17 protein-coding genes and 1 pseudogene are annotated in these 24,280 nt (G+C 39.0%); 4 read left to right on the plus strand and 14 right to left on the minus strand.

Annotation, left to right across the window (positions count from 1 at the left end; genetic code table 11):
* The first annotated feature begins 18 nt into the window (after positions 1 to 18).
* Positions 19 to 360, plus strand: a complete 342-nt coding sequence (gene fdxA / locus ACFIKY_RS05500; protein WP_375635508.1) for a ferredoxin FdxA — start codon at positions 19 to 21, stop codon at positions 358 to 360.
* Positions 361 to 666: 306 nt separating this feature from the next.
* Positions 667 to 1,251, plus strand: coding sequence for a CarD family transcriptional regulator (locus ACFIKY_RS05505; protein WP_375635507.1), 585 nt, complete (start codon positions 667 to 669; stop codon positions 1,249 to 1,251).
* Positions 1,252 to 3,197: 1,946 nt separating this feature from the next.
* Here the strand turns inward: ACFIKY_RS05505 and ACFIKY_RS05510 are convergent.
* A pseudogene (locus tag ACFIKY_RS05510) lies at positions 3,198 to 3,263 on the minus strand (50S ribosomal protein L32); the annotation flags it as partial.
* 108 nt (positions 3,264 to 3,371) lie between these two features.
* Positions 3,372 to 3,551: a 50S ribosomal protein L32 gene (rpmF, locus tag ACFIKY_RS05515; protein ID WP_005774555.1), complete on the minus strand. Its 180-nt coding sequence runs from the start codon at positions 3,549 to 3,551 to the stop codon at positions 3,372 to 3,374.
* Positions 3,552 to 3,977: 426 nt separating this feature from the next.
* Here rpmF and ACFIKY_RS05520 point away from each other — a divergent pair, with 426 nt between their 5' ends.
* Positions 3,978 to 4,880 carry a polyprenyl synthetase family protein gene (locus ACFIKY_RS05520; RefSeq protein WP_375652697.1) on the plus strand — a complete coding sequence of 301 codons (903 nt, stop codon included), beginning with the start codon at positions 3,978 to 3,980 and terminating at the stop codon, positions 4,878 to 4,880.
* 1,805 nt (positions 4,881 to 6,685) lie between these two features.
* Here the strand turns inward: ACFIKY_RS05520 and ACFIKY_RS05525 are convergent.
* The 3 genes from ACFIKY_RS05525 to ispG all read right to left on the minus strand — a co-directional run bounded on the left by ACFIKY_RS05525 (position 6,686) and on the right by ispG (position 10,392).
* The gene (locus tag ACFIKY_RS05525; protein ID WP_375635504.1) at positions 6,686 to 6,850 is read right to left on the minus strand and encodes a hypothetical protein; all 165 of its coding nucleotides are present in this window, start codon (positions 6,848 to 6,850) and stop codon (positions 6,686 to 6,688) included.
* A gap of 809 nt (positions 6,851 to 7,659) precedes the next feature.
* Entirely contained in the window at positions 7,660 to 8,811 is a 1,152-nt protein-coding gene (locus ACFIKY_RS05530) for an MFS transporter (protein WP_375661524.1), read from the minus strand.
* 339 nt (positions 8,812 to 9,150) lie between these two features.
* Positions 9,151 to 10,392, minus strand: coding sequence for a flavodoxin-dependent (E)-4-hydroxy-3-methylbut-2-enyl-diphosphate synthase (gene ispG / locus ACFIKY_RS05535; protein ID WP_375635501.1), 1,242 nt, complete (start codon positions 10,390 to 10,392; stop codon positions 9,151 to 9,153).
* A gap of 870 nt (positions 10,393 to 11,262) precedes the next feature.
* On the opposite strand from ispG, the gene ACFIKY_RS05540 reads away from it, so the two are divergent.
* Positions 11,263 to 11,547 (plus strand): hypothetical protein, encoded by a 285-nt coding sequence (locus ACFIKY_RS05540; protein ID WP_375635500.1) that lies wholly within the window; start codon positions 11,263 to 11,265, stop codon positions 11,545 to 11,547.
* Positions 11,548 to 12,021: 474 nt separating this feature from the next.
* Here the strand turns inward: ACFIKY_RS05540 and ACFIKY_RS05545 are convergent, their stop codons facing one another.
* From ACFIKY_RS05545 to ACFIKY_RS05585, 9 genes are all read right to left on the minus strand, one after another.
* Positions 12,022 to 13,029: an HlyD family secretion protein gene (locus ACFIKY_RS05545; protein WP_273787657.1), complete on the minus strand. Its 1,008-nt coding sequence runs from the start codon at positions 13,027 to 13,029 to the stop codon at positions 12,022 to 12,024.
* Between the two features lie 29 nt (positions 13,030 to 13,058).
* Positions 13,059 to 14,687, minus strand: coding sequence for an MFS transporter (locus tag ACFIKY_RS05550; RefSeq protein WP_375635499.1), 1,629 nt, complete (start codon positions 14,685 to 14,687; stop codon positions 13,059 to 13,061).
* A 24-nt stretch (positions 14,688 to 14,711) separates the two neighbouring features.
* Complete coding sequence (gene atpC / locus ACFIKY_RS05555; RefSeq protein WP_015856985.1) at positions 14,712 to 15,128, minus strand: ATP synthase F1 subunit epsilon; 417 nt, start codon at positions 15,126 to 15,128, stop codon at positions 14,712 to 14,714.
* Positions 15,129 to 15,236: 108 nt separating this feature from the next.
* Positions 15,237 to 16,880, minus strand: a complete 1,644-nt coding sequence (atpD, locus tag ACFIKY_RS05560; RefSeq protein ID WP_375644439.1) for a F0F1 ATP synthase subunit beta — start codon at positions 16,878 to 16,880, stop codon at positions 15,237 to 15,239.
* 19 nt (positions 16,881 to 16,899) lie between these two features.
* Complete coding sequence (locus tag ACFIKY_RS05565) at positions 16,900 to 17,811, minus strand: F0F1 ATP synthase subunit gamma (protein ID WP_375635497.1); 912 nt, start codon at positions 17,809 to 17,811, stop codon at positions 16,900 to 16,902.
* Between the two features lie 20 nt (positions 17,812 to 17,831).
* Complete coding sequence (gene atpA / locus ACFIKY_RS05570) at positions 17,832 to 19,367, minus strand: F0F1 ATP synthase subunit alpha (RefSeq protein ID WP_026500438.1); 1,536 nt, start codon at positions 19,365 to 19,367, stop codon at positions 17,832 to 17,834.
* Positions 19,367 to 19,951, minus strand: a complete 585-nt coding sequence (gene atpH, locus ACFIKY_RS05575) for an ATP synthase F1 subunit delta (RefSeq protein ID WP_375635496.1) — start codon at positions 19,949 to 19,951, stop codon at positions 19,367 to 19,369. The genes atpA and atpH overlap by 1 nt, the downstream gene beginning before the upstream one ends.
* Positions 19,884 to 20,261 carry a hypothetical protein gene (locus tag ACFIKY_RS05580; protein WP_375661525.1) on the minus strand — a complete coding sequence of 126 codons (378 nt, stop codon included), beginning with the start codon at positions 20,259 to 20,261 and terminating at the stop codon, positions 19,884 to 19,886. Before ACFIKY_RS05580 ends, atpH begins: the two co-directional genes overlap by 68 nt.
* A gap of 1,681 nt (positions 20,262 to 21,942) precedes the next feature.
* Positions 21,943 to 24,150 (minus strand): primosomal protein N', encoded by a 2,208-nt coding sequence (locus ACFIKY_RS05585; protein WP_375661526.1) that lies wholly within the window; start codon positions 24,148 to 24,150, stop codon positions 21,943 to 21,945.
* Between the last annotated feature and the right edge of the window lie 130 nt (positions 24,151 to 24,280).

Here is a 24,280-nt window from a genome sequence, read left to right on the forward strand (position 1 = left end):
AACAAATGGAGTTTGATCTTGACCCACGTAGTAACCGACAACTGCATTCACTGCAAATATACGGATTGCGTTGAAGTCTGCCCTGTTGATTGTTTTTATGAAGGGGAAAACATGCTTGTTATCCACCCAGACGAATGCATCGATTGTGGTGTTTGTGTGCCAGAATGCCCAGCAGAAGCGATTTTACCTGATACAGAACCAGGATTAGAAAAGTGGTTAGAACTTAATCTTCATTATGCAGACAAATGGCCTAATCTAACCACCCAAAAAGATCCTCTTCCTCAAGCAAAAGAAATGGATGGCGTTCCAAATAAATTAGAAAAGTATTTTTCAGAAAATCCAGGAAGCGGCGAAGAGTAATGATACAGTGTACACCCTCCTCCTCCAACAATTGAAAGACTTCTCTTGTAAAAATAAAAAAAATCCTTAAGCGAAATGATTGATTCTTTGGAAGTTTGATGTTAATGTTATTTTAACATGATCATCTTTCTAAGTATTTTTCTTTGCTTTTTATAGTAAAGCGATGTATTTTTTTTGGATTTAAAAGTACTCGGCTTTTATGCTCGCTTAATTGGTACAATATACTTGGTTAAAGAAAACTCAACCCTCAGGTTTATAACCTGTTTTCCGATACATTTGTTGATCATAAGGGAGTAAACTAAAATTATGGCATCCCAACATGGAACGTCTTCCAAGACCAAAGAATTTGCAACCTCTGAATATATAGTCTACCCTACGCATGGAGTAGGACAAATTATAGCGATTGAAGATCAAGAAGTTGCAGGACATAAATTAAAACTTTTTGTCATTCATTTCGCGAAAGATAAGATGGATGTCAAAGTCCCCATTGCAAAAGCCCTTTCCGTTGGAATGCGTAAATTATCTGCTAGTGATTCTGTCGACCGCGCCTTAAAAGTTTTACGTGGAAAAGCACGCGTTAAACGAACCATGTGGTCACGTCGTGCGCAAGAATATGATGCTAAAATCAACTCAGGAGATCTTATTTGTATCGCCGAAGTGGTCCGTGATCTTTTCCGCTCTAATCTACAGCCTGAACAATCTTACTCTGAGCGCCAACTTTATACAGCTGCTCTTGAAAGAATGGCCCGCGAAATTGCGGTTATTAATAGTCTTTCTGAAACAGAAGCTATCAATCTCATAGAGATGCATCTCTCCAACAAACCGAAACGCGAATTTAAAACTGAGAGAGAAGAAACAGATGAAAGCAGTAAAGCTGTCTACGCTGCATAACACACTCTTTCATCATAATGAGATATTTTGATAAAACCAGCTTTTGCTGGTTTTATTTTTTTAACATCCTCTCTGCCCTTAAGGACAAAGTTTCTTAACCTGCGCCAACCTATAAACAATCTAACTTTTCGACAAATTCCTTCTCCCTATTTGCTTGCTTCATAGATAACAAATTGATTAATCATCATAATCTAGCATTATTCATATTAAATTAGAATCTTGAGTATCGTAAGATTTCTCATTTCAAATTTCTCTCATGTTGAATCAATCAAAATCACTTGCTTTTCGGTCGCAAGCGGAGCTGATCTGTGAGTAAAAACTGTACAAAAAGAGCTAGTAGAACCGTCTCAAGCACCAAAGGATATACCAACATTGGAATCTGGCAAGATGTGTAAGGATGCGGGCTTGCTTTTTCATTAAGCGTAAAGATCATAGTGCCGTTTATACACTGCACCGAAACTTTACCATTTACCCTTCTACAAAACCATTATAACATTCAAAAACGCCGTCATAAAATGGATGCAACAAATATTTCTTTTAAAAAAAACGCGTGACAGTACAACATAAGCATATTTTGTCTTGGGCGCTCTATTTTGCATGAGAAGCATTCCCCATTAAAGAACGCGATAAACAAAAGCATGAAATAAACCATTATCTCCATTCTGTAACAGGCATTCCAAATACTTTTGAAAGTTTGTAAAGCTAACTTAAAAAAATAACAATACAAATGAGCGTTGATATTGCCCCTTGCAACTTCATATTTTTCCAAAATGAGGTTATATTCTCATTTCAGAGATTACGAGATATACGCAATATTCTTACTCCAATCGGACATACAAAATCTAAAACGATTCATAGAACTCTTAAAAGTCTTAACCTCTGTTTTAAACAGACCGCTAAAGATTAGATATTGATGAACAGATAACAAAAAAATCACAAACTTAGGTAAGCAACACCATAAAACCATTCATAAACCAGCGATGAACTGGAGAGTCATACCGGCTTTGATAAAATACCTCGCTCAACCCCATACATAAAACATCTGGTTCTAAGTTTACTTATTTTTACAAGCTGTTCGTAACAAATCCCTTATATTCACAAAAATAAGAAAAAATATATGGACAATTCTTAGTTCAAAAATATAAAAAGAAAGCGTGATATTCATAGAAAAGTCTCATGTGCCTTTATCATCAAAAGCACTAAAGATTATTGAATGTGTACACCTTCTGTCTTGTAACGGTTTTCTCTTTTCTGCTTATAAGAAAACACCCTGGTATCAGCATACACTAACCCCCAATATTACAAAAATCCTTACATTTGAAAGTATTCATTATAGACATTTTGTCCTTTCTTATAGAGTTTTTACCCACATACCAGCCCCACTTATGACCGAAAAGCAAGTGATTGCCATTGATTCAACATGAGCGAAATTTGAAATGAGAAAATCCTACGATAGATCTTTCATTCAAGACGCAAAAAAAACGAATGATCTTTATAAATCAATGTGATGTAAATCTCTATTTTTTTATGGGGAATCACATGTCACAATATAAGCCTATAGACAAACCATTGCCTTAAATATTCTCATAAAAAACACCGGTATGCTTAAAGCCTTACATGGGTCAACCACCTTAAACGACGATATTTTACGGTTTAATAGGATTCCCTCTACAGTCAATAAAAATTAAGTGCGATACAAAATGATTCCATTCCTGACCTAACTTATATCAATACCCCAGCTCTTAACGAAATCATCATAAAAGACACTGACACAAGCAATCCTTTATAGCCTCTCAAAAAAACAAAAAAATCATCTCCCACAATAGAATCATTTTTCTATGGCCAAGCCTTACACATGTTCTCAAGAAAAAGCGAAAATACACGCTCCAAACGTGCATTCACTCATGAATCAAAAGAAGTTTACTACTGGAAAAGAGATAAAACGCTCAGTCTTTAACCACTAAAACGGAACGCCCGCGATACATTCCCGTTTTCAAATCAATGTGATAAGGGCCACATAAGGACACCTCAACATCCATCTTAAAGCGAAAATGCACGCCACAAACGTGCATTCACTCATGAATCAAAAGAAGTTTACTACTGGAAAAGAGATAAAACGCTCAGTCTTTAACCACTAAAACGGAACGCCCGCGATACATTCCCGTTTTCAAATCAATGTGATGAGGACGACGTAATTCACCAGAATTTTTATCTTCGATATAAGTCGGCGCCTTCAGAGCATCAGCCGAACGGCGCATGCCCCTCTTCGCTGGAGAGGTTTTTCGTTTAGGTACAGCCATAAAAAGACACTCCAAATCCATTAAAACAGAAAAAGCAATGTCAAAAATGACAATGCTTCATTTAAAAACACCATAAAATTTTAAGATGTTATACACTGATAAACAAGAAGAGGCAATGTCAAAATGCTCCTCCTCTTACCAAAAATGACCTTCTTTTTATCAAAAATGATGTCAAAATGATCAAATGAATATCAAAAACACCGCAAAATTTGAAAATTTTATACGCCAATGAAAGCATTCTCATAAGACCTTCATTCAATTTTTATTTGGCTTAAAAAGGGATTTGCACATACAATAGAGATACGGATAAAAAGAGAAATTGATTTTTAATAAAAAACGACGCCAATTTATGAAAACAAGAAAAAGCGACAACATTTCTCTTTAAAACTTCGTAATTTCATTTTTGTAAAAACAAAGGAAGCAAGAATGCACGAATTTACTACCCTTCTTGCAAAACATGGACACACCGTTGAAAAGCGGCTTGATACCCTGTTAAGTGATCAAATCCAAAATGGTGAAATTTCACGCCCTAAAAACTTAATCAAAGCCATGCGCTATGGCGTGCTGAACGGTGGAAAACGCCTGCGTCCTTTTCTTGTGATTCAAAGCGCTGCACTTTTTGATATCCCTGTAGAACATTCTCTTGATGTTGCATGTGCCTTAGAATGTATCCATTGTTATTCGCTCATTCATGATGATCTTCCCGCTATGGATAACGATATACTCCGGCGTGGAAAACCCACCGTCCATATAGCATTTGACGAAGCAACAGCAATTCTAGCAGGCAATGCTCTCTTAACATTTGCCTTTGAAATCATTGCCCATAAAGCCAGTACTTTATCTACAGACATTAGAATCAAACTGATCACGTCTCTTGCACAATCGGCAGGACTTGGCGGTATGTTAGGTGGACAAATGCTGGATCTTGCAGCTGAAAAAAAACCGCAAGGAAGTAGTGACATCATCACTCTACAACACATGAAAACAGCAGCCTTGATAAGCTTTGCTTGCCAAGCAGGCGCCATCATTGGCAATGCATCTAAAGAATTAACCGAAAAGCTTACTGATTTTGGTACCTATCTTGGTTTAGCCTTTCAATTAACCGATGACCTTCTTGATGTCACCGCCAACACGCAAACCCTAGGAAAAACTGCTGGGAAAGATGAAACGGCACAAAAAGCAACTTTTGTTCATCTTTATGGCATTGAAGAAACCCAAAAAAAGCGAGATACACTCATCAGTAAAGCAGAAGCATTCTTACATCCTTTTGGCGCTAAAGCACTCCCCCTCCAACAAGCAGCACACTTTAGTGCAATACGCAAAAATTAAACTTCATCTGCTCCATTGCACATAGTGTAAAACATCACCTTTGTTGAATGCATAATAGACTTTTCAAAGAAACGTTACCATTAATCTCCATTATAGTCCTTATCATGAAATGGGTGCGACAAATCTTGAGAGGGATTTCATTAAAACAAACCGCGTGAATTTATAACACAAGTGCATTCTGGGTATCCCATTTTGCATGAAAAATACCTTCCATTAAAGAATGAACGAAAGAAAATGTGAAACAATGCGCAATCACCATGCTTTAAAAGATATTACCGTGGATGCTTTAAAGCCGAATAAAAACGACCGGAAAGAAGAAATCTCGTTTTCTCCTTCATGTCTTTAATTTTCTAACGATAAGGCAAAAAATAAACAGGATAAGTATCAAACAAGGCATTTTATAAACCCGTAAAAAACAATAAAAGAAGTACAATGCCCTAAGTAAATGCCCTCAGTAGAGAATTGTAATTTTTATGCCTTTCCACGCTATCTTGTTGTAGAAGATCAAATATGGTTACATTCTGTAAATTCACTCGTGTATTGCTTGATCTCTAAAAACACTTTTACAAAAGTACTCGTTGTTTAGTTCAAGCATCATTTTTTTGAAGCCCGTATTTAAAATATCAGAAAAAAATGAACACAATGGCTATTTTGATTTTTATGCCACCCTCAAAGAACAAAGTTTTTTAACCCAATCTTCTCTGTAAACAGTCTAGATTCTTAACCGAGTAGGTTCCTCTAGCTTTCCACGCATGCGATTCACTTAAACTAAAGACTCGATAAACAAGACTTACGAATATTCACCATGCAATTTTTAAAATATTTAATGTGTCAAACAGGCGACCTTCACCACCCCTCAAATGACAGTGTATTACGGCATAATAGGATAAATAAAGTCATCAATTTCAATAGAACGAAAGACCAAAGCAGTATTATTACTGATCTCTCTTTTCTTCGCAAAAAAGCTACAAATAATTTATTTATAATGATAATTCAGCGTTATTCATATTGAATTAGAACTCTGAATACCGTAGGATTTTTTCATTTCAATCTGTGTATGTTGAATCAATCAAAATCATTTGCTTGCACCTCACAAACGGAGAAAGCCGCGTGGGGAAAAACATCAAAGAACGGATTAACAAATACCTCTTATGAATCGTCTCAAGAGCCAAGAGCTGTAGCAACCAACATTGGGGGGCAGCAAAGTGAATGATAGTGTCGGCGCGCTCCTTCAAAAGTAGAAACATTTTTACAAAACTATGTAATAATTTCAATTTAATAATAATCACGATCACTGTAGAACTTTAATTCGTCACGCTCTTTATCTCGTTTATTCAATTCATCGCATAAAAAGAGAATTGATAAGATTAAACAGAGAATGATCATTGAAACAGAAAGATAAAAAAGTCCTTATTATTAATATAATAGCGCAATTTAATTTATGATAAGTACTTTTTTCAAGCTAAGTGTAAATTTCCTCCTTTAAGTGAAATTTTCTTATTAAGATGAAGAGCATCATTGTAAGTGAACCTATACCTGTTGCCAAAGCTGGAAAATATGCCTACCTTTTGAAGACATAATAAAAAACACGCAACATAGCTAAGAAAATATCGTGATGATCAATAAAGTATTATAGCCATTTAATATCTTTCGAGAGAGTTTTGCCCATTACCCATTAAATGTCATTTGTAAGTTTTTCTTGGTTTCATCATGTCATATATCGTATTGAGCTCTATACAAAAACGCGCTATTTGTTTAGTGTTTTCATTATGACAAGCTTCCATACTAGACACAAGGTCAATAACTTATGTTGTTGGGCTAATGCCATTTCCGCTTGAAGAATTAAGAAATTTTTTCGCATAATCAATCATGGGACCCGTAGAGTTCATAGACATATTATATGCCCAAATAGAATTGTTTTCTCTCCAATTATAGTCATAACGCAAACTGCTTATAACATTAGGGAACATTGCCCATGACATCTCCTCATTATAATCCACCGCGCAATAAATTAACAAAGCGTCCATATAAAACAATAAGTATGTAATGATGCCATATAATATCAAATTTGGGCGCTATATTCTGATACCACGGCTATATACGAAGTTTCTTGCTTGCTCTTGTTTTTGAAAATGTTCAAAAGCCTCGTATTTTCCATTTATGTATTCTTCGTAAAGTTTATTGTACTGCTCTAGACTATCCACGCGAGTACATCCCAACAATACCAATACAGAGACCACAACCAAAGAGAAAATACTCAAAAATAAGAATGAAAGATGCCGTTATCTCAACAAGATAATTCATATTTTAAAGGAAACAGAAATAAAACGCGTTAGATATATCAACAATAAAATCGGTCATGAGGAAAGCCTTTTTGAACAGGCTAAAATTGTCCGACTGCTTAATGAGCTCTAATGAGATAAAGTGTTACCAGCAAGTAACCAATGAAAATGGGAAAACTGCTCCATCACCATTCCTTAATAAGCATATAATCCAGCACAATCATTTTCTTTATCAGCGTCCAATCTTGTCAGCAACTCTTGGTGCAATATTCATGAGAAGCATTTTTATTTCTTTTTTAATGATTGTGATGCCACGCCCATTTATAACGTACAAGCAGATGACTTTGATTGCTTCAACATACATAGATTTGAAATAAGAATAACGGATAACATTCTGCTTTCCCATTCAACATGCAAAAACAATGATGCGCCTTAATAAATAAAAGCCTTGATCCACTATAAACCCCATGAAACACACGTGAAATACGTTACTATTTTCACTGAGATTTCTTTAGGGCTCCTTCTAAAAAAAACATTGCCAACAGATAAACCAATAAATAGATACCCAAAATATAAACGAGTGAGAAAAAGCCAAATATATCGACCATATACGCACTCATGTAAAAAAATACCAATAAGCTAAATCTCCCAACGGTTGACAAGAAAGATTCATATGTAGCCCTGAAATGATCACTAATACTATCATGCAAAACAACTTCTACACGAAGATATGTATACTTAATTAAGTAAAAAATCATACAGACTAAAATAACAACAATTTCTTTTTTCGGCTCAAAGAAAACCACTGTAAAAATCAGTGAAACCAAAAGAAACAGCAATAAAACAAAATTCACCCTTTCACTTAGTTTTGTAAAGAGAAAACTAGCCAAGAGCTGAGAGAGCAATATCAGTGAAAATGTCACACCAAGATCAAAATAAGTGACATTAATATTATGATCTTTAAATATCCACTGCCAATATTGCGAGAATATATTGAAAAAGATCAGTGAAAAATAAAAGCATAAAGAGATATAAGGAACTTTAATAAAAATAGACAACATCTCTTTAGCATCATAAATGAGAGAATTCGCTTTATTTGTTTTTTTCTCTCCTTTCAGGTCATCAAGAAAAAACAAACCAAATAGTGTTGTCATCAACATTAAAAACGCCGCGATATACCATATATATTGGCTAGAATAATCAGCAAAATATGCACCGATCAAACTGAATATAAACATGCCGATGTAATTATATTGAGAGCTCGCTCCCAGCACTTTTTTAGTCGATGTCACTTTTGCTTTTGCATATTGAACAAGTAAAGCATTATAAGCCCCAGCAATCAATGTCAGCGATAAGGCATTAAAAGATTCTGCCAAAAGAAAACCATAAAAGCTTGTAGAAAATCCCATGAGACATAGCCATGTAGCAGCAAAAGCCGCTGCCAAAACGATCGATATTTTATAACTTTTTCTATCGGCAAAATATCCCAGAGGAATGTCTGTAACCATCATAATAAAAGCCTGAAACGACTTAATGATCCCGATATCAATAAGAGTTAGCCCTTTTTCAAGCATATAAAATACAATAAAGGCACCTGTTAAAATTCTTATACCGTTAAACAAAAATCCAAACGCTAATATATTTGTCATCTATTCCCCAATAACGCCACGAAAGGTGTCAATACATCCTTTTATATAAAGATAAAAGCTTAAATTTTATGACAAATATGGCAATAGCCGCTATGCGGATCTCCAATCCTATCAATTTGATATCCTGAAAATTTCTGGAAATAATGTCACGTTTAGTTTGCTATTGGATCTGTTTGAAAACAGTATTATCAAGGAGAAATGCTTGAAACCAATGAAGAAGCGCCTCAATTTATGAATAATCATCTTGTTCTCAACATGCAACCACAATGAAGACTGATATTGATTTACAAGCAAAAACACAGCCTTTAATGAAGAAAAAATGCACTCCAAGAATTTATTTCAACCCTGTCCAAAGCGTGTATGAATATAATCACTCAAAAGCGCTTCAAATTCTTCAGCAATGTGATCACCCCGCAAAGTTTTTACCTTTTGTCCCTCAATAAAAACAGGTGCCGCAGGACTTTCCCCCACTCCAGGCAAAGAGATTCCAATATCCGCATGTTTTGACTCCCCCGGCCCATTGACGATACATCCCATCACGGCAACCTTCAAACTTTCAACGCCAGGGTATTTTTCACGCCAAATAGGCATATTTTTGTATAAATCTGCTTCAATTTTTTGCGCCAATTGTTGAAAGACCGTTGAGGTTGTGCGCCCACAACCAGGACAAGCCGCAACCACGGGCAAAAATTGCCGAAAACCCATCACTTGCAAAAGTTCTTGCCCCACCTTTACTTCTCGTGTCCGATCACCACCAGGTTTTGGTGTTAAGGAAATTCGTATCGTATCGCCAATACCTTGCTGTAATAAAATACCCAAAGCCACCGAAGAAGCAACAACGCCCTTTGTTCCCATCCCAGCTTCCGTTAATCCCAAATGAAGAGCATAATCACAACGTGCCGCCAAGGTGGTATAGACAGCAATAAGATCTTGAACATCACTCACTTTAGCAGAAAGAATAATTTTATCACGTCCCAATCCCATCTCTTCAGCCCAAAGAGCCGATTGCAGAGCAGACTGCACAACAGTTTCCCGCATCACTTCAGCAACCGATAAAGGATTTTCTTGCTGTGCATTTTCATTCATAAGCCGTGTTAACAACGCATTATCAAGAGAGCCCCAATTCACGCCAATGCGAATAGGTTTATGATACCGACAAGCAATCTCAATAATTTCTGCAAATTGACGATCTTTTTTTGCGCCAAAACCAACATTTCCAGGATTGATGCGATATTTTGCAAGCGCCTCAGCACACGCAGGATGCTCAGATAAAAGCTTGTGTCCAATATAATGAAAATCCCCAACCAATGGTACAAAAAATCCTAACCTCTCCAATCGCTCCCGTATTTTTGGTACAGCTGCCGCCGCTTCATCACGATCAACAGTAATCCGAACCAATTGTGAACCAGCTTGCCAAAGAGCAGCCACTTGAGCAACAGTTGCATCAACATCAGCCGTATCCGTATTGGTCATTGACTGTACAACTATCGGGCTCTGCCCCCCAACGATCACATCACCAACAGCAACACCAATAGACCGACGACGCTCAAGTGGTTTAGATAAAAAATAGGTCGTACTCATCAAGTCCTCAAATTTTTAAAACCTGCGCTATCAATCATCATTTACATTGACTTCCTCCGCGCTTCAAAGGACGAAAATTACACCGCCCCCCAATCTTAACAGATTACTCTCAAAAGGTTCCACCTACTAACCACTGATGCAATTCAACTCATAGGTGCGATTCATCCTATAGACGCACCGGATAAGTTTTACTACTTCTGTTCAAGTTTATACTTCTACACTTGGGTGATTCAAAAAGAAACCGAAACCAAACAGAGACAATACTGTATTTTTAAGTTGCATGCCGATACCGTACATCCACGTCATCGCAAAACGTGTTTTACAACACAACAGATAACGCCTATCAAAGCGCAATTTTTAAAAATTGCATGAAAGACACCGCCAAATTAATCCAACACATTGATTTATAATAATCTATTTTTTACAAATTTGAATAGAAAACCCAAATATCGTAAGATTTTCTCATTTTAAATCTTCTTAATTGAATCAATCAACACCACTTCTCCTAAAGCCGCAAGAGAACATGTAGATAAAAATTCTTTATAAACTATTTCAAGTGCTAAAAGCTATCCCAACACTTTAAACAAACAAAAAAATGAAGATACCGACTTACATCTTTATGAAATAAAGATGATAGAATGAATTCTACACCATTTTGTAAAATTTTTTACCTCACATCCTTAACAAACACCATCATGAAATGAACTCGAGCACATTAAGAAATTCCTCATTAAACCCAAACTCTTAATTCTCATCTCACCCACGCGCGGCATTATCAATGCAACCTTTCAATTTTCAAGCCGTTATAGCAAAACCCCAAACACAATTCCAACTGTCACGCAACAATTTAACACATGAAGGAGTCAATAAATGTGTCTATTTTCACCCAACGCCAAAAATGCTAAAATTAAAAAACGTATAGCACAATTAAAAAGAGAGCTGGTCCCCGTAAATCATTGGAGTTCTCAAAATGATAGCTTTGAAAACATTTCTGAGCTGTTTAACACATGGAAACAAAAAGGCCGTCACGCGCTTTATCACCTCAACGAACATGCTACAGAATTAAAGAAAAAAGCGAAAGAAAATCCTAAAAAAACCCTCGCACTAGCAGCAGGAGTCGTTTTAGTAAGCTTCTTGCTGATCCGTAAAAATTAACAACACAACCAACAACCTTCCCTTTTAATGCCCGACTCAAAGCGGGCATTTTTTATAGTTTACAAAATATAAAATTTACGTCTTTCCCCCTAACTTTACACTTTCCTCCAAAAGATAAGTTTTCATCCATCCCGCCAGTCTATTATCCAATTTTCTATCTGGCAGTCCCCTACCCCTGTCCTCAAAACACGCGGTGACACCACACTTCAAAGGACAGTGTTGTGAGAAATTATAAGAAAATTTTTCAACATTGCATCCATCCCGCTACTGAGTTAGTTCAAAAGAAATGGAAGTGAGTAAACATGCATGCGCTTTAATATTCTAAGGAACATTAATTGACATCATGATATAGAAGTATAAGAAGCCTAAGAGCTTTAAAAGATGTATTATAAAAAACCAAACGAAATCTTCCAATGTGAATACCCATTTGCTATAAGTAAATGACACAAGAATTAAACTGAAAAAACCCAAAATTTATCCTCCAGAATCGACCCGCTGCGAAGTATCCACATACGTAACCACAGACATCCCAGGAATGAGTTTTTCAATCCCCTCCTGCCCAGGATCTAAAGAAATCCGTACTGAAATACGTTGCGCAATTTTGATAAAATTACCAATTGTCGTATCTGTTTTTAACAATGAAAACTCTGAACCTGTCGCTGGAGCAAAACGAACCACACGCCCCGTTAACTTTTTGTTGTTCAATGCATCAACAGAAAAAACAACCGGTTGTCCCACACGCATCTGAGAAAGTTGCGTTTCCTTATAATTAGCAATAATCCAAATGTCATCAGAAATAACAGAGACCAATTGTGTCCCCGGCATAACATATTGCCCTACCCTAGCGCCAACCAATCCAATATAGCCTGTTCTAGGAGATAAAATCTTTGTGTGATCGAGATTAAGTTTTGCCAACTCAACACTCACCTTTGCTCCCGCAACTTCTGACTGTAAACTTTGTTTTTCAAGATTTAATTGTTTTTGCAATTGTCGTTTTGTTTCTAGGGCTGCCAAGAGTTGTGAAAGAGGGCGAGAAACAGAAACTGCCGCATCACCAAAGCCTAACTTTTTACTATCAGAAACAACATTAGAGAATGCTCGTGAACGCGCTAATTCCGCTTCTGCAGCATTAACTTCTCCCTGTAAAATCTGAGCTTGCAATTCAATACTTGCCAGTTTTGCATTTTTTGAATCGAGAACAGCCTGTGCCCGTGCAAGCTGCTGACGAAAAAGAGAATCATCAAGCTCAAAAAGCAGCATTCCTTTTTCAACACGTTGATAATCTTGCACATAAATCCGTGCAATCACCCCAGAGATCTGTGAACTAACCAAAGTAACATTGCCCTTAATGGAAGCATTATCCGTTATTTGAATGTTATTTACAAAAGGAGGAAGTCTCCAAGCCCACAAAATTAGCAAAACACCCGTAATACCTGACAGGAATGCAACAATCGTAGCTTTTGACCGTAATGCTTTTATCATTTTTTGCACCCCTCTTCTATACCATCACTCTACTTTTCTAACGCCCGCAAAGAGCATGACTTAACAACTATTGTGACAAGAAAGATAATGAATACAACCATTGAAATATAAAAATAAAGCCGAAAAACGTCATCATAAGCAAAAATATTTGCTGTTAACTTAAATTTTTCTATCAACAGAGAAGTTCCCTGTTCACTCCCTAAGCCATGAGGGACAGAAGTAGCATAAGAAGGCGAAAACAAAGTATTCATCTCACCAGAAATAAGCGGATCAGTCACAACAATATTTTGTGTTAAGGACTCAAAGTTTTTATGGGCAAAATAAAACTGTAGGCTGCCAAAAAAAGCCGATCCCATCAATCCCCCTGTCACTTGCGTTAGCAAAAAAACCGCAATAAAACTCAAAACATAACGCGGTCCTCGCTCACCAGCGATCACAAACCCTTTGAAAAGAGCAGGAGGCAAAAAAAGTGCATAACTAAAACTCACCAACCCTTGGCTCAACATCATATCTTTCGGACGTGTTAAATAGTTTACACGACTGTCTAAATAAGCTCCCAGCGCCAAACAACCTAAAGATAACAAATAAAAATAATCTTCACGTCCCGCCCGTAAAAAAAAGACACAAACAGCCCCCCCTAACAGAATACCCAATGTCACCGCAAGATACATGGGCGCCATCTCACGATTAAGCAAACCAAAAAGATTAAAAAAACCTACGGGCAAATTTGACCGCTCTAACAAAAAAACATGAAAGATCAATAAAATAAAAACAGATTGGACCATTTCTTTACTGAAAATCCAACGTAAATCAATCAACGGTTTTTCTCTATTAAGCTCAATAATAATAGCAATAGCCAACGAGAAAATAGCAAGTGCAAGCCCCCAACCAATCCATGGTGCTTCATACCACCAATACAATATGCCAACAGACATAATCACGGCATTTAATCCAAGACCAAGAGCAATCAAACCATAACTTATCCAATCTAACTTTTGAATAACCTTACTGCGGACAACAGGCGTTAGAGGCAAAGTATAGATACAGACCAAGCTGATGAGAACCAACCCCATTTCCAGAGCGGAAAGACTGGAAAAGCCACCATTTTCCAGCAAATCAGGAGAAATCAAACGTGATAAAGGCGCCGCTAAAGCCGCATTCATATAATTCAAACTAAGACCAATAGTAAACTTCTTTGCTGGAGCAAAAGCCTCCATCATATAAAGCAGCGCAAGCGAAGCCAAAGGCGCAGCAGCAATCCCAGCAAAAAAGCGAATAATCAATGCAGAACGCAAATCCGTAACAAAGAGTTGCAACACGCAAACCAAAACGAAGCCAAGGATTGATAATTCAGCAAAAGCACGCAACCCAAATTGATAGCGGATTTTGATCAACATAATCGCTACACTCACATTTGGCGCCATATAAGCCGCTACCAACCATGTTGTCTCGGTTAAAGTTGCGTGAAAATCACCCGTAAGATGGACAATGTTAGACTGAACAATATTAGCCCCTAAACCATAAGCCCATTGCAAAATAAGAGAAGCAAAAATATAAACAAAACATTTTGGCAAAGGTCCTGCAAAAATACGACCAGGACGAGGAAAAGGTTTTCCACCCCTTTTAGCAAACACAACCGTACTCTTTTTTCCGCTCATGTCACCTTTTTCCTGTATACGCTGCTACGCTTCTATCAACACAGCACCATCAGCTGACAATTGCTGGAAAAAAGCCTCTATTTTATGATTATCCTCATCTCTTGTCCCCCCTTCTAATGTCGCTTGGACCTGCAAAATCCGCTGTTCCAATACATCAAAAGAAAGATGCTCTACAGCCACAACGTGCTCTACCAATAAAGAGCAGCCCGAAAAGGTAATATTTGCAACGCCCCCGCATACAGCAAATAATTTTTCACCCAAAGAGGTGCGAACACGCACACTACCCAACACAATGCTTGCCACCAATGGCGCATGATGCGCCATAACTGTCAAAGAACCTGAGGCTGAAGGAAGAACAACAGACACTACCTGCTCTGAAAACACAATTTTTTCAGGCGATACAAGCTCAAATAAAAAATGCTCTTCTCTATTGTTTTCCACAAAAGTCTCCACAATACCCGATATAAGGACTCTCTGTTTTCTTCAACGACTTATCCTTTTTAACGAAAAACATCCATGACAGTTTTCTCTTGAACAAGAAGCTTCTCACTAAGACGCCTCCGCCATAAGACGCTTTCCTTTTTCAAGTGCTTCATCAATCGAACCAACCATATAAAAAGCAGCTTCTGGCAAATCATCATAATCGCCAGCACAAAGACCTTTAAAGCCTTTAATCGTCTCTTCTAAAGGAACGAGTTTCCCTGGCGAACCAGTAAAGGCTTCCGCAACATGGAAAGGTTGCGAAAGAAAACGTTCAATTTTACGCGCCCGTCCCACCAGCAATTTGTCATCTTCAGAAAGTTCATCCATTCCAAGAATAGCAATAATATCCTGAAGCGCTCTATAACGTTGTAAAATGGTTTGCACTTGACAAGCAACAGTGTAATGCTCTTCCCCTACAATCAATGGATCTAACATACGCGAGAAAGAGTCAAGCGGATCAACCGCCGGATAAATTCCCTTTTCCGCAATAGAGCGCGAAAGAACAGTTGTTGCATCCAAATGGGTAAAAGATGCCGCAGGTGCCGGATCAGTCAAGTCATCAGCCGGAACATAAATAGCCTGCACAGAGGTAATAGAGCCTGTTTTCGTACTGGTAATACGCTCTTGCAAAGCCCCCATATCTGTTGCCAAAGTTGGTTGATAGCCCACAGCAGAAGGGATACGTCCTAAAAGCGCTGACACTTCAGCACCAGCTTGCGTGAAACGGAAAATATTATCCACGAAGAAAAGAACGTCTTGTCCTTCATCACGGAAACTTTCTGCAATTGTCAATCCTGAAAGAGCGACACGCGCACGCGCTCCTGGTGGTTCATTCATTTGCCCGTAAACAAGGGCACACTTTGACCCTTCCGTTGAACCATTATTCTCTTTTGGATTCACATTCACGCGGCTTTCGATCATTTCATAATAAAGATCATTTCCTTCACGTGTACGTTCTCCCACACCAGCAAATACAGAATAGCCACCATGTGCCTTTGCAATATTGTTTATAAGCTCCATAATGAGAACGGTTTTTCCAACACCAGCACCACCAAACAAGCCAATTTTACCTCCTTTAGAATAAGGAGCTAACAAATCCACAACTTTAATACCGGTGACGAGAATTTCTGAAATGGTTGATTGCTCAACATATGCAGGTGCCTCTTGGTGAATCGAACGCGTTTTGGTTGCAGGAATTGGTCCCACATTATCCACCGGCTCTCCAATCACATTCATAATACGTCCCAATGTTGCTTCTCCTACAGGAACGCTAATTTGCATGCCTGTATCCACAACCTTTTGGCCACGCGCCAACCCATCGGTTGTATCCATAGCAATCGTACGCACAGTATTTTCACCCAAATGCTGCGCAACTTCTAATACCAAGCGATTGCCTAAATTGTCTGTTTCTAATGCATTAAGAATATTTGGCAATTCACCTTCAAATTGCACATCAACGACAGCACCAATAACCTGCTTGATCTCACCAACAGCGCCTTTTGCACGCTCTTCTTTTTTTGCGGATGCATCTTTTTTTACAGGTGTCTCTTTAGCTGCACTACGCGCAGGCGCAGAGGAAGCCTTTACATCCGCTGAAGCCTTTACATCCACTTGAGACTTCGAAGCGGCTTTTTTCACGCCGGAACGAGCAGCTGATTTCTTTTTTTCACCTTTTTCTATTCCTTTGCTTGAGGTTACTGCTTTTACCATCAATCCTTACCTTTTCCATTTAAAGCGCTTCAGCGCCCGCAATAATTTCGATCAGTTCTGTCGTAATCTGTGCCTGACGTTGACGATTATAAGCTACCGTCAATTTATTAATCATTTCACCCGCATTGCGCGATGCATTGTCCATAGCTGTCATCTTGGCACCCATCTCACCAGCAACATTTTCTAGCAAAGCCCGAAAGATTTGCACCGAAAGATTGCGTGGCACAAGCGCCTCTAAAAGAGAAGCCGCATCAGGTTCATACTCATAAACAATTGATTGTGAACCTTTGCTATGATCGGTTTGCTCCTCAACATCTATTGCCTCAATAGCTGCTTTTGGAGCAATCATCGGAATCAAGCCAAAAGCTGTTGGACGCTGATTAATCACAGAAATAAATTCAGAATAAAACAGCGTACAAACATCGAAAGCGCCTTCATTGAATAAATCAACAATCCGTTGACTAATCATCACCGCCTCTGCAAAACCAATGCGCTTTACAGCATGCAAATCGATATGATCAATTATCAAACCTTTGTAATCACGCGATAAAATATCCGCACCTTTTTTGCCCACAGTGATAATTTTCACTATTTTACCAGATGCCAACAATGCCTTAATCTGTTCACGTGCACGACGAGCGATTTGCACATTAAAAGCACCACACAAACCGCGCTCAGCAGTACACACCACCAAGAGATGCACATCATCTCGCCCCGTACCACGCATAAGAGCAGGCGCATCAACACCATCTACATCAGCAGCAACACTGGTCAAAATATCAGCCATCTTCTTCGCATAAGGACGCGCAGACTGCGCTGCCTCTTGAGCACGATGCAACCTTGCCGCTGCAACCATCTGCATAGCTTTGGTGATCTTTTGTGTTGCTTTAACCGAAGCGATACGGTCTCTAAGATCTTTTAGTGAGGCCATTCAAGCATTCCATCAATTCATCACGAGAAATTTTTCGCATAAGTATTAAGAACAGTTATCAACTTGTCTTTCAGCTCGTCTGTTATTTGCTTTTGCTCAGCAATTGCCTTTAAGAGATCTTGATAATCACTACGCAAAAGCACCAAAAGTCCCTGCTCAAACCGCGCAACATCAGAAACCGCCAAAGCATCAAGATAGCCATTCACACCCGCGAAAATAACCACCACTTGTTCTTCTGTTTTGAGTGGAGAAAATTGTGGCTGCTTCAACAACTCTGTCAAGCGCGCACCCCGATTCAACAGACGCTGGGTTGACGCATCCAAATCAGAGCCAAACTGCGCAAAAGCTGCCATTTCACGATATTGCGCCAATTCACCTTTAATCGAGCCAGCAACTTGCTTCATCGCCTTAATTTGTGCGGCAGAACCAACACGCGACACGGAAAGACCAACATTTACAGCAGGACGAATTCCTTGATAAAATAAATTAGTCTCTAGAAAAATTTGCCCATCAGTAATCGAAATCACATTTGTAGGAATATAGGCAGAAACATCATTTGCTTGCGTTTCAATAACCGGCAAAGCTGTCAGTGACCCAGATCCATTTTCCGCATTCAACTTCGCAGCCCGCTCTAAAAGACGCGAATGAAGATAGAAAACGTCTCCCGGATAAGCTTCACGACCTGGAGGACGACGCAACAAAAGAGACATCTGACGATACGCCACCGCCTGTTTTGACAAGTCATCATAACCGATCAAAGCATGTTGCCCATTATCACGGAAATACTCACCCATAGCACATCCAGCAAGAGGTGCAATAAATTGCAGTGGTGCTGGATCAGAAGCGGTCGCTGCAACAATAATAGAATATTCCAACGCTCCACGTTCTTCTAAAACTTTAACGAATTGTGCCACCGTCGAACGTTTTTGACCGATAGCCACATAAATACAATAAACTTTGTCTTGCTCTCGTCCAGCCCCTTTTTCATGAAAAGGTTTTTGGTTTAAAAATGTATCGAGCAAAATTGCTGTTTTTCCTGTTTGGCGATCACCAATCACCAATTCACGCTGCCCCCGTCCAATAGGAATAAGTGCGTCAATCGCTTTCAATCCGGTCGACATCGGTTCATGCACTGACTGACGCGGAATAATTCCAGGAGCCTTAACATCGACACGACGACGCTCCGTTGCTTTAATGGGCCCCTTACCATCTATAGGGTTTCCCAACGCATCAACCACACGCCCCAGCAAAGCGGGCCCCACAGGAACATCGACGATAGCGCCTAACCGCTTTACACAATCACCTTCACGAATATCGCGATCTGAGCCAAAAATGACCACACCAACATTATCAACTTCCAAATTGAGGGCCATACCACGCACACCGTTTGGAAAAGCAACCATTTCCCCTGCTTGGACATTATCCAAACCATAAACGCGAGCGATACCATCCCCTACAGAGAGAACCCAACCAATTTCTGAAACCTCAGCCTTTTGGTCAAAGTTTTTGATTTGCTCTTTTAGAATTTTTGAAATTTCAGATGGTCTAATATCCATCAGCTGACCTCTTTTTTCAATGAAAGCTTAAGCGAAGACAATTTTGTGAGAAGAGACGTATCAATTTGAGACGACCCCACACGAACGATTAATCCACCAAGAATTGTTGGATCCACAATGCTGTGTAGCAAAACTTTTCCTCCAACGACACCTTCCAAAGCCTCACACAACTCTTGTCTTTGTTGAGAACTTAAGGGGCGCGCAGAAATAATTTGCGCAGTCACCTGCCTACGAGCGCGCGCAACACAACGCTGAAAAGCATGTAAAATACCAAATACGGCACTAAGCCTACGGTTTGTTGCAATAACGCGTAAAAAATTACCAATAATCTGACCTGCGTTTTTATCAGCAAATTGGATGTTTGCACAAACAGATTGCATCACCTTAATTTGCTCTTTAACTGAAAAGAATGGACTAAGCACAAAGCGTTTTAAATCTTTATTTTGCTCCAAAACAAGCAAAAGATCTTCCACTGCCTTTTCAACCTTTTCAACGTTTCCAGCTTCTTGAACGCAATCAAAAAGCGCTTGCGCATAGCGTTGATCTACCAACGGCAGCGGTATGAGAGAAAATGAATCCGACACGAAATACCGCCTCTTTCCCTTGAGCGACTCTCTGATAGTTATCAGATGAAATGAAACAGACATTCTCAATCTTAAGAATCTTCTTCTTAAAACCTAGAACAAAAACCTCTTGGTTTCTAGCATAGACATAGCCGACTCGCAACACCACAAATCGCTGCTTTTTAAAAATTTTAATAAAATATTCAAAATATTTTTGAAAAGAATTTTTTTTAGATATCCAGGATGGCGTCACAGTTTTTTTATGCCTCTTTTTGACATTCTCTGAGCGATTTTTCACTCTCTTTGATTTTGCTTCAAATGCTCTTGCCACTATAACAAAACACTTCTTCTCTAAAAATCACTCCCTTTATCACCTCAAGACCTTCAACAAGATGCGACTGCGACTAAAAAAGTCTATTCTTTTAAACTGATAAGAAAGAAAAAATAATGAATATCCTCCTAAAAACTAAAGAAAAAATTGATCTTTTTTCTTCAAATACCCACACCTTTTAAAAAAATTCACCAAGTATATTTTCTTGTAAACACACTCTTTAAGCATACAATGCATTGATTTATAATGATAATGTATCATTTTTCATACCAGATGAGCCCCAAACATCGAAAGATTCTCTTATTTCAAATCTTTCTATCAAAATCACTCCCTTGCTCCATCACAAACAAAAGAGGAAATAATTAAAGAAAAAACACCTCGTATAAACGCTCTCAAGTACCAAGAGCTTTCGTAATCCTAAAAGCTAAATAATAAATGGCGCCATTTTATACCTTTATGAAATAAAGATAGGGAGCCTTAATGCGTTTTTTTCATTCATGAAAGCTTTTACATTCTACACTCGAAAAACATCGTAAAATGAATCCGAGCATGCTGAGAAACATTTGCTTAAACAAGCATATGAATACAGTAATACAATAGATGTTCTGTAATATTCCGTTTTGGGCGTTCTGCTTTACATGAAGCTTTACATGAAGAATGTGCCCCCATTAGAGAACGAAAGTAACAAAAGCGTGAAGCAATGGATAATCTCCATTTCACGACAGCGTCCATAAATGCTATAATGATAACTCCATTGAGCAGCCTCATCTTTACACTTATGAAAGAACAAGCCGGCACCATCACATACTTTGCCATCTCCCAATTTTACGACAGCCCTTAACACTTGAAATGATGAGGTATTTCAGTCCTTTCTTATATAGTTTCACCCGACACAAGCTCCCCCATCTGTAACATGCAAACGAATGGTTTTGATTGATCAATATAAACAGATTTGAAATAAGAGAATCCTACAATAGTTGAAATTCTAAAGCGAATAACGGCATATTATCACTATAAATCAATATGTTATTATTTATAAAATTATAATTATGGGCGCTTTTGAAAATTCTAGAGCCATAAATAAGGACGACAACGATAAATGCTCATTTTAACCTTTACGCTCCCAAATGAGTCTATGTTCTCGTCAAAGATAAATAAAATAGATATATGCAATACTCTCGCCCTAATCTAGCATACAAAAGCAGATACGACTCGTATAGCACTAATACATCTTATGAATGCTGCTTCATAAGTTTTTAAGGTCAAACAACATCAAAAACACGACCTTCATTAAGCCTACATAGCTTCACTTTATATGGCACTATATTGCACTGATTTTAGAAAAAGCATAGATCAATATCAATTTGAACCCGTATAAATTTGGATATTTTTGGTGTATTTACAAGCATTTTCAGCCCCTATAATCAGCCATTATAAAAAAATCCGCCTATCAAAAGGATACTGTCCCTAAAACAAAAAAGGAGTAAAAGCCAAAATGATAGCGCCCTCAAATAAAAGAGACGCTTCTGCTGGTTCCATAACAAAGATATTTTTTCCCGTGGCTCTGCTTAATGCAATGCACATGTATCATATTCTGCTGCTTGGATGCTTATTCTGAATAGATAGTATTAAAGTAAAGCACCTTAAGCTAAAGGGACCTTCACTTTATGCGAGACTGGTTTTAGAAAAAACTTTGCGGATCAATATCAATTTGAACCCGAACGGAACTGGGCATTTTGGGTATACCGCTAAGCATTGCACGTATAAACCCTTGTATATCAAAAGAGCGCTGTCCTTGCAGCAAAAGCCGAAAGCGATAACGCCCCCGAACCAGAGCTAAAGGCGCTTCTGCTGGTCCCATAACCGAGATATTTTTCTCCCGTGGCGCTGCTTGGCGCAATGCGCGCGCATAATATTCTGCTGCTTGGCGCTGTTGTGCAGATACAATCAAAGAGGCAAGCCGCCCATAGGGAGGCAAATGATAATGCTGACGCGCTGCAATCTCACGTGTGTAAAAATCTTCTGGCTGGCATGAAAGTAAGGCTTTGATGACCGGATGATCTGGTTGATAAGTTTGCAATAATCCTAAACTTTCCAATCCCACACGCCCTGCTCTTCCGGTAACTTGAGAAAGCAGCTGGTAGGTACGTTCACTTGCGCGTAAATCGCCATTGGCAAGACCAAGATCAGCATCAATAACGCCAACCAAAGAGAGCTTGGGAAAATGATGTCCTTTAGCGACCAACTGTGTTCCAATAATAATGTCCACATCGCCATTTGCAATGGCTTGTAATTCGCTTCGCAATTGCCCAATCCCTCCTTTGAGATCTGTTGAAAGAATCAATGATCGCGCTTGAGGAAAAAGCATTTGTGTTTCTTCTGCAATTCTTTCCACACCCGGTCCACAAGCCACGAGATGATCTAATGTCCCGCATTCAGGACAGGCTTGAGGAAGTGGTTCATGATATCCACAATGATGACATTTCAATTGCCCTTGCGCACGATGTTCGACCAACCAACTTGAACAATCAGTACAATGAAAACGATGTCCGCAAATTCGGCATAAAGTTAAAGGTGCATAACCACGACGATTAAGAAAAAGAAGAGCTTGTTCGCCCTTATCAAGCGTTTGTTTTAAAGCCCTTTCAAGAGCAAAGGAAATAAAGCGCCCCTTTTGCACCCCTCCTTGGCGCATATCAACTACCCGCAACTGTGGAAGTGCTACTTCTTTAAAACGGGAAGGTAAATGCACCTTTTGATAACGCCCTTTTAAAACATTGGCTTGGCTTTCAATCGACGGTGTAGCTGAAGATAAAATAACAGGAAAATGCTCAAAAGAACCCCGTGCAACAGCCATATCACGCGCATGGTAAAAAATGCGCTCTTCTTGTTTATAAGCGCTATCATGTTCTTCATCGACAACAATCAAGCCAAGCTCATGAAAGGGAAGAAAAAGCGCTGAACGAGCCCCCGCAACGACACGCACCCGCCCTTCTGCAACTTGCCGCCAGACACGTTCTCTACGACGTGGCGTCAAATCAGAATGCCATTCCGCTGCCGCAGCTCCAAAGCGTGCATAAAAACGATCTAAAAACTGCTGTGTTAAAGCAATTTCCGGCAATAAAATTAAAACCTGCTTGCCCCCTTTGAAGGCTTGAGCAACCGCTTCAAAATAAACCTCTGTCTTTCCTGATCCCGTAACACCATCAAGCAAAAAAACTTGAAATTGAGAAGATAAAACACCTTCTCGCAACATTGTTGCTGCTTCATTTTGCGCTCCCTGCAACTGAGGGGGACAAAAGTCAGGATCAGGCATTGCCACAAGATCAGGAGCAGGAACTATAACATCTTCAAAAACCCCTAACGCTTTTAAACCTTCAACAACAGAAACCGAAGTTCCAGCCGCATGCGCAAGACCAGAACGTGTCCATATCTTCTCATTACGCACCAATTCCAAAACCCGTAATCGCGCTGGTGTGAGACGTTCTACATTTCCACCACAATATCGCAAACCCAACATCTGTGCTTCCGGCTCTAAAGCAGCCGGTACAGACAAAACCAATCGCGCCACAAGACCGAAAGGCGCCATTGTATAGCGACTGACAAAACGCAAAAATGTGACCATTTCTGCCTTTAATGGGGGACAATCAAAAACATGAAGCAGAGAGCGTAATTTTTCACACGCCACCAAACCAGACCTTTGCCCATCTGCTGTCTTCTCTCCGACATCCACAACAAAACCGCAAAGCTCACGCCCCATCACCGGAACCCGAACAAAGGAACCAACGTTCACCTCCATAGAAGATGGAACTTTATAACTATAAGCGTGAGCAACAGGAAGAGGAACCAATACGGATACAATCTCTTCCTCTATCACATTTGAATGCATCTTTTAAACCAATCTACGACCTCTTGAGCACCAACAGGTCTACACCTTATCTTTAAACACTCTTATAAAATTCATTGCGGGATTCAATCTCTCCCCCTATCACAACACTTTTCTCACAAAAATTCTTTTT

The organism is Bartonella sp. CR127HXZ (assembly GCF_042194555.1).
GTDB lineage: Bacteria > Pseudomonadota > Alphaproteobacteria > Rhizobiales > Rhizobiaceae > Bartonella > Bartonella grahamii.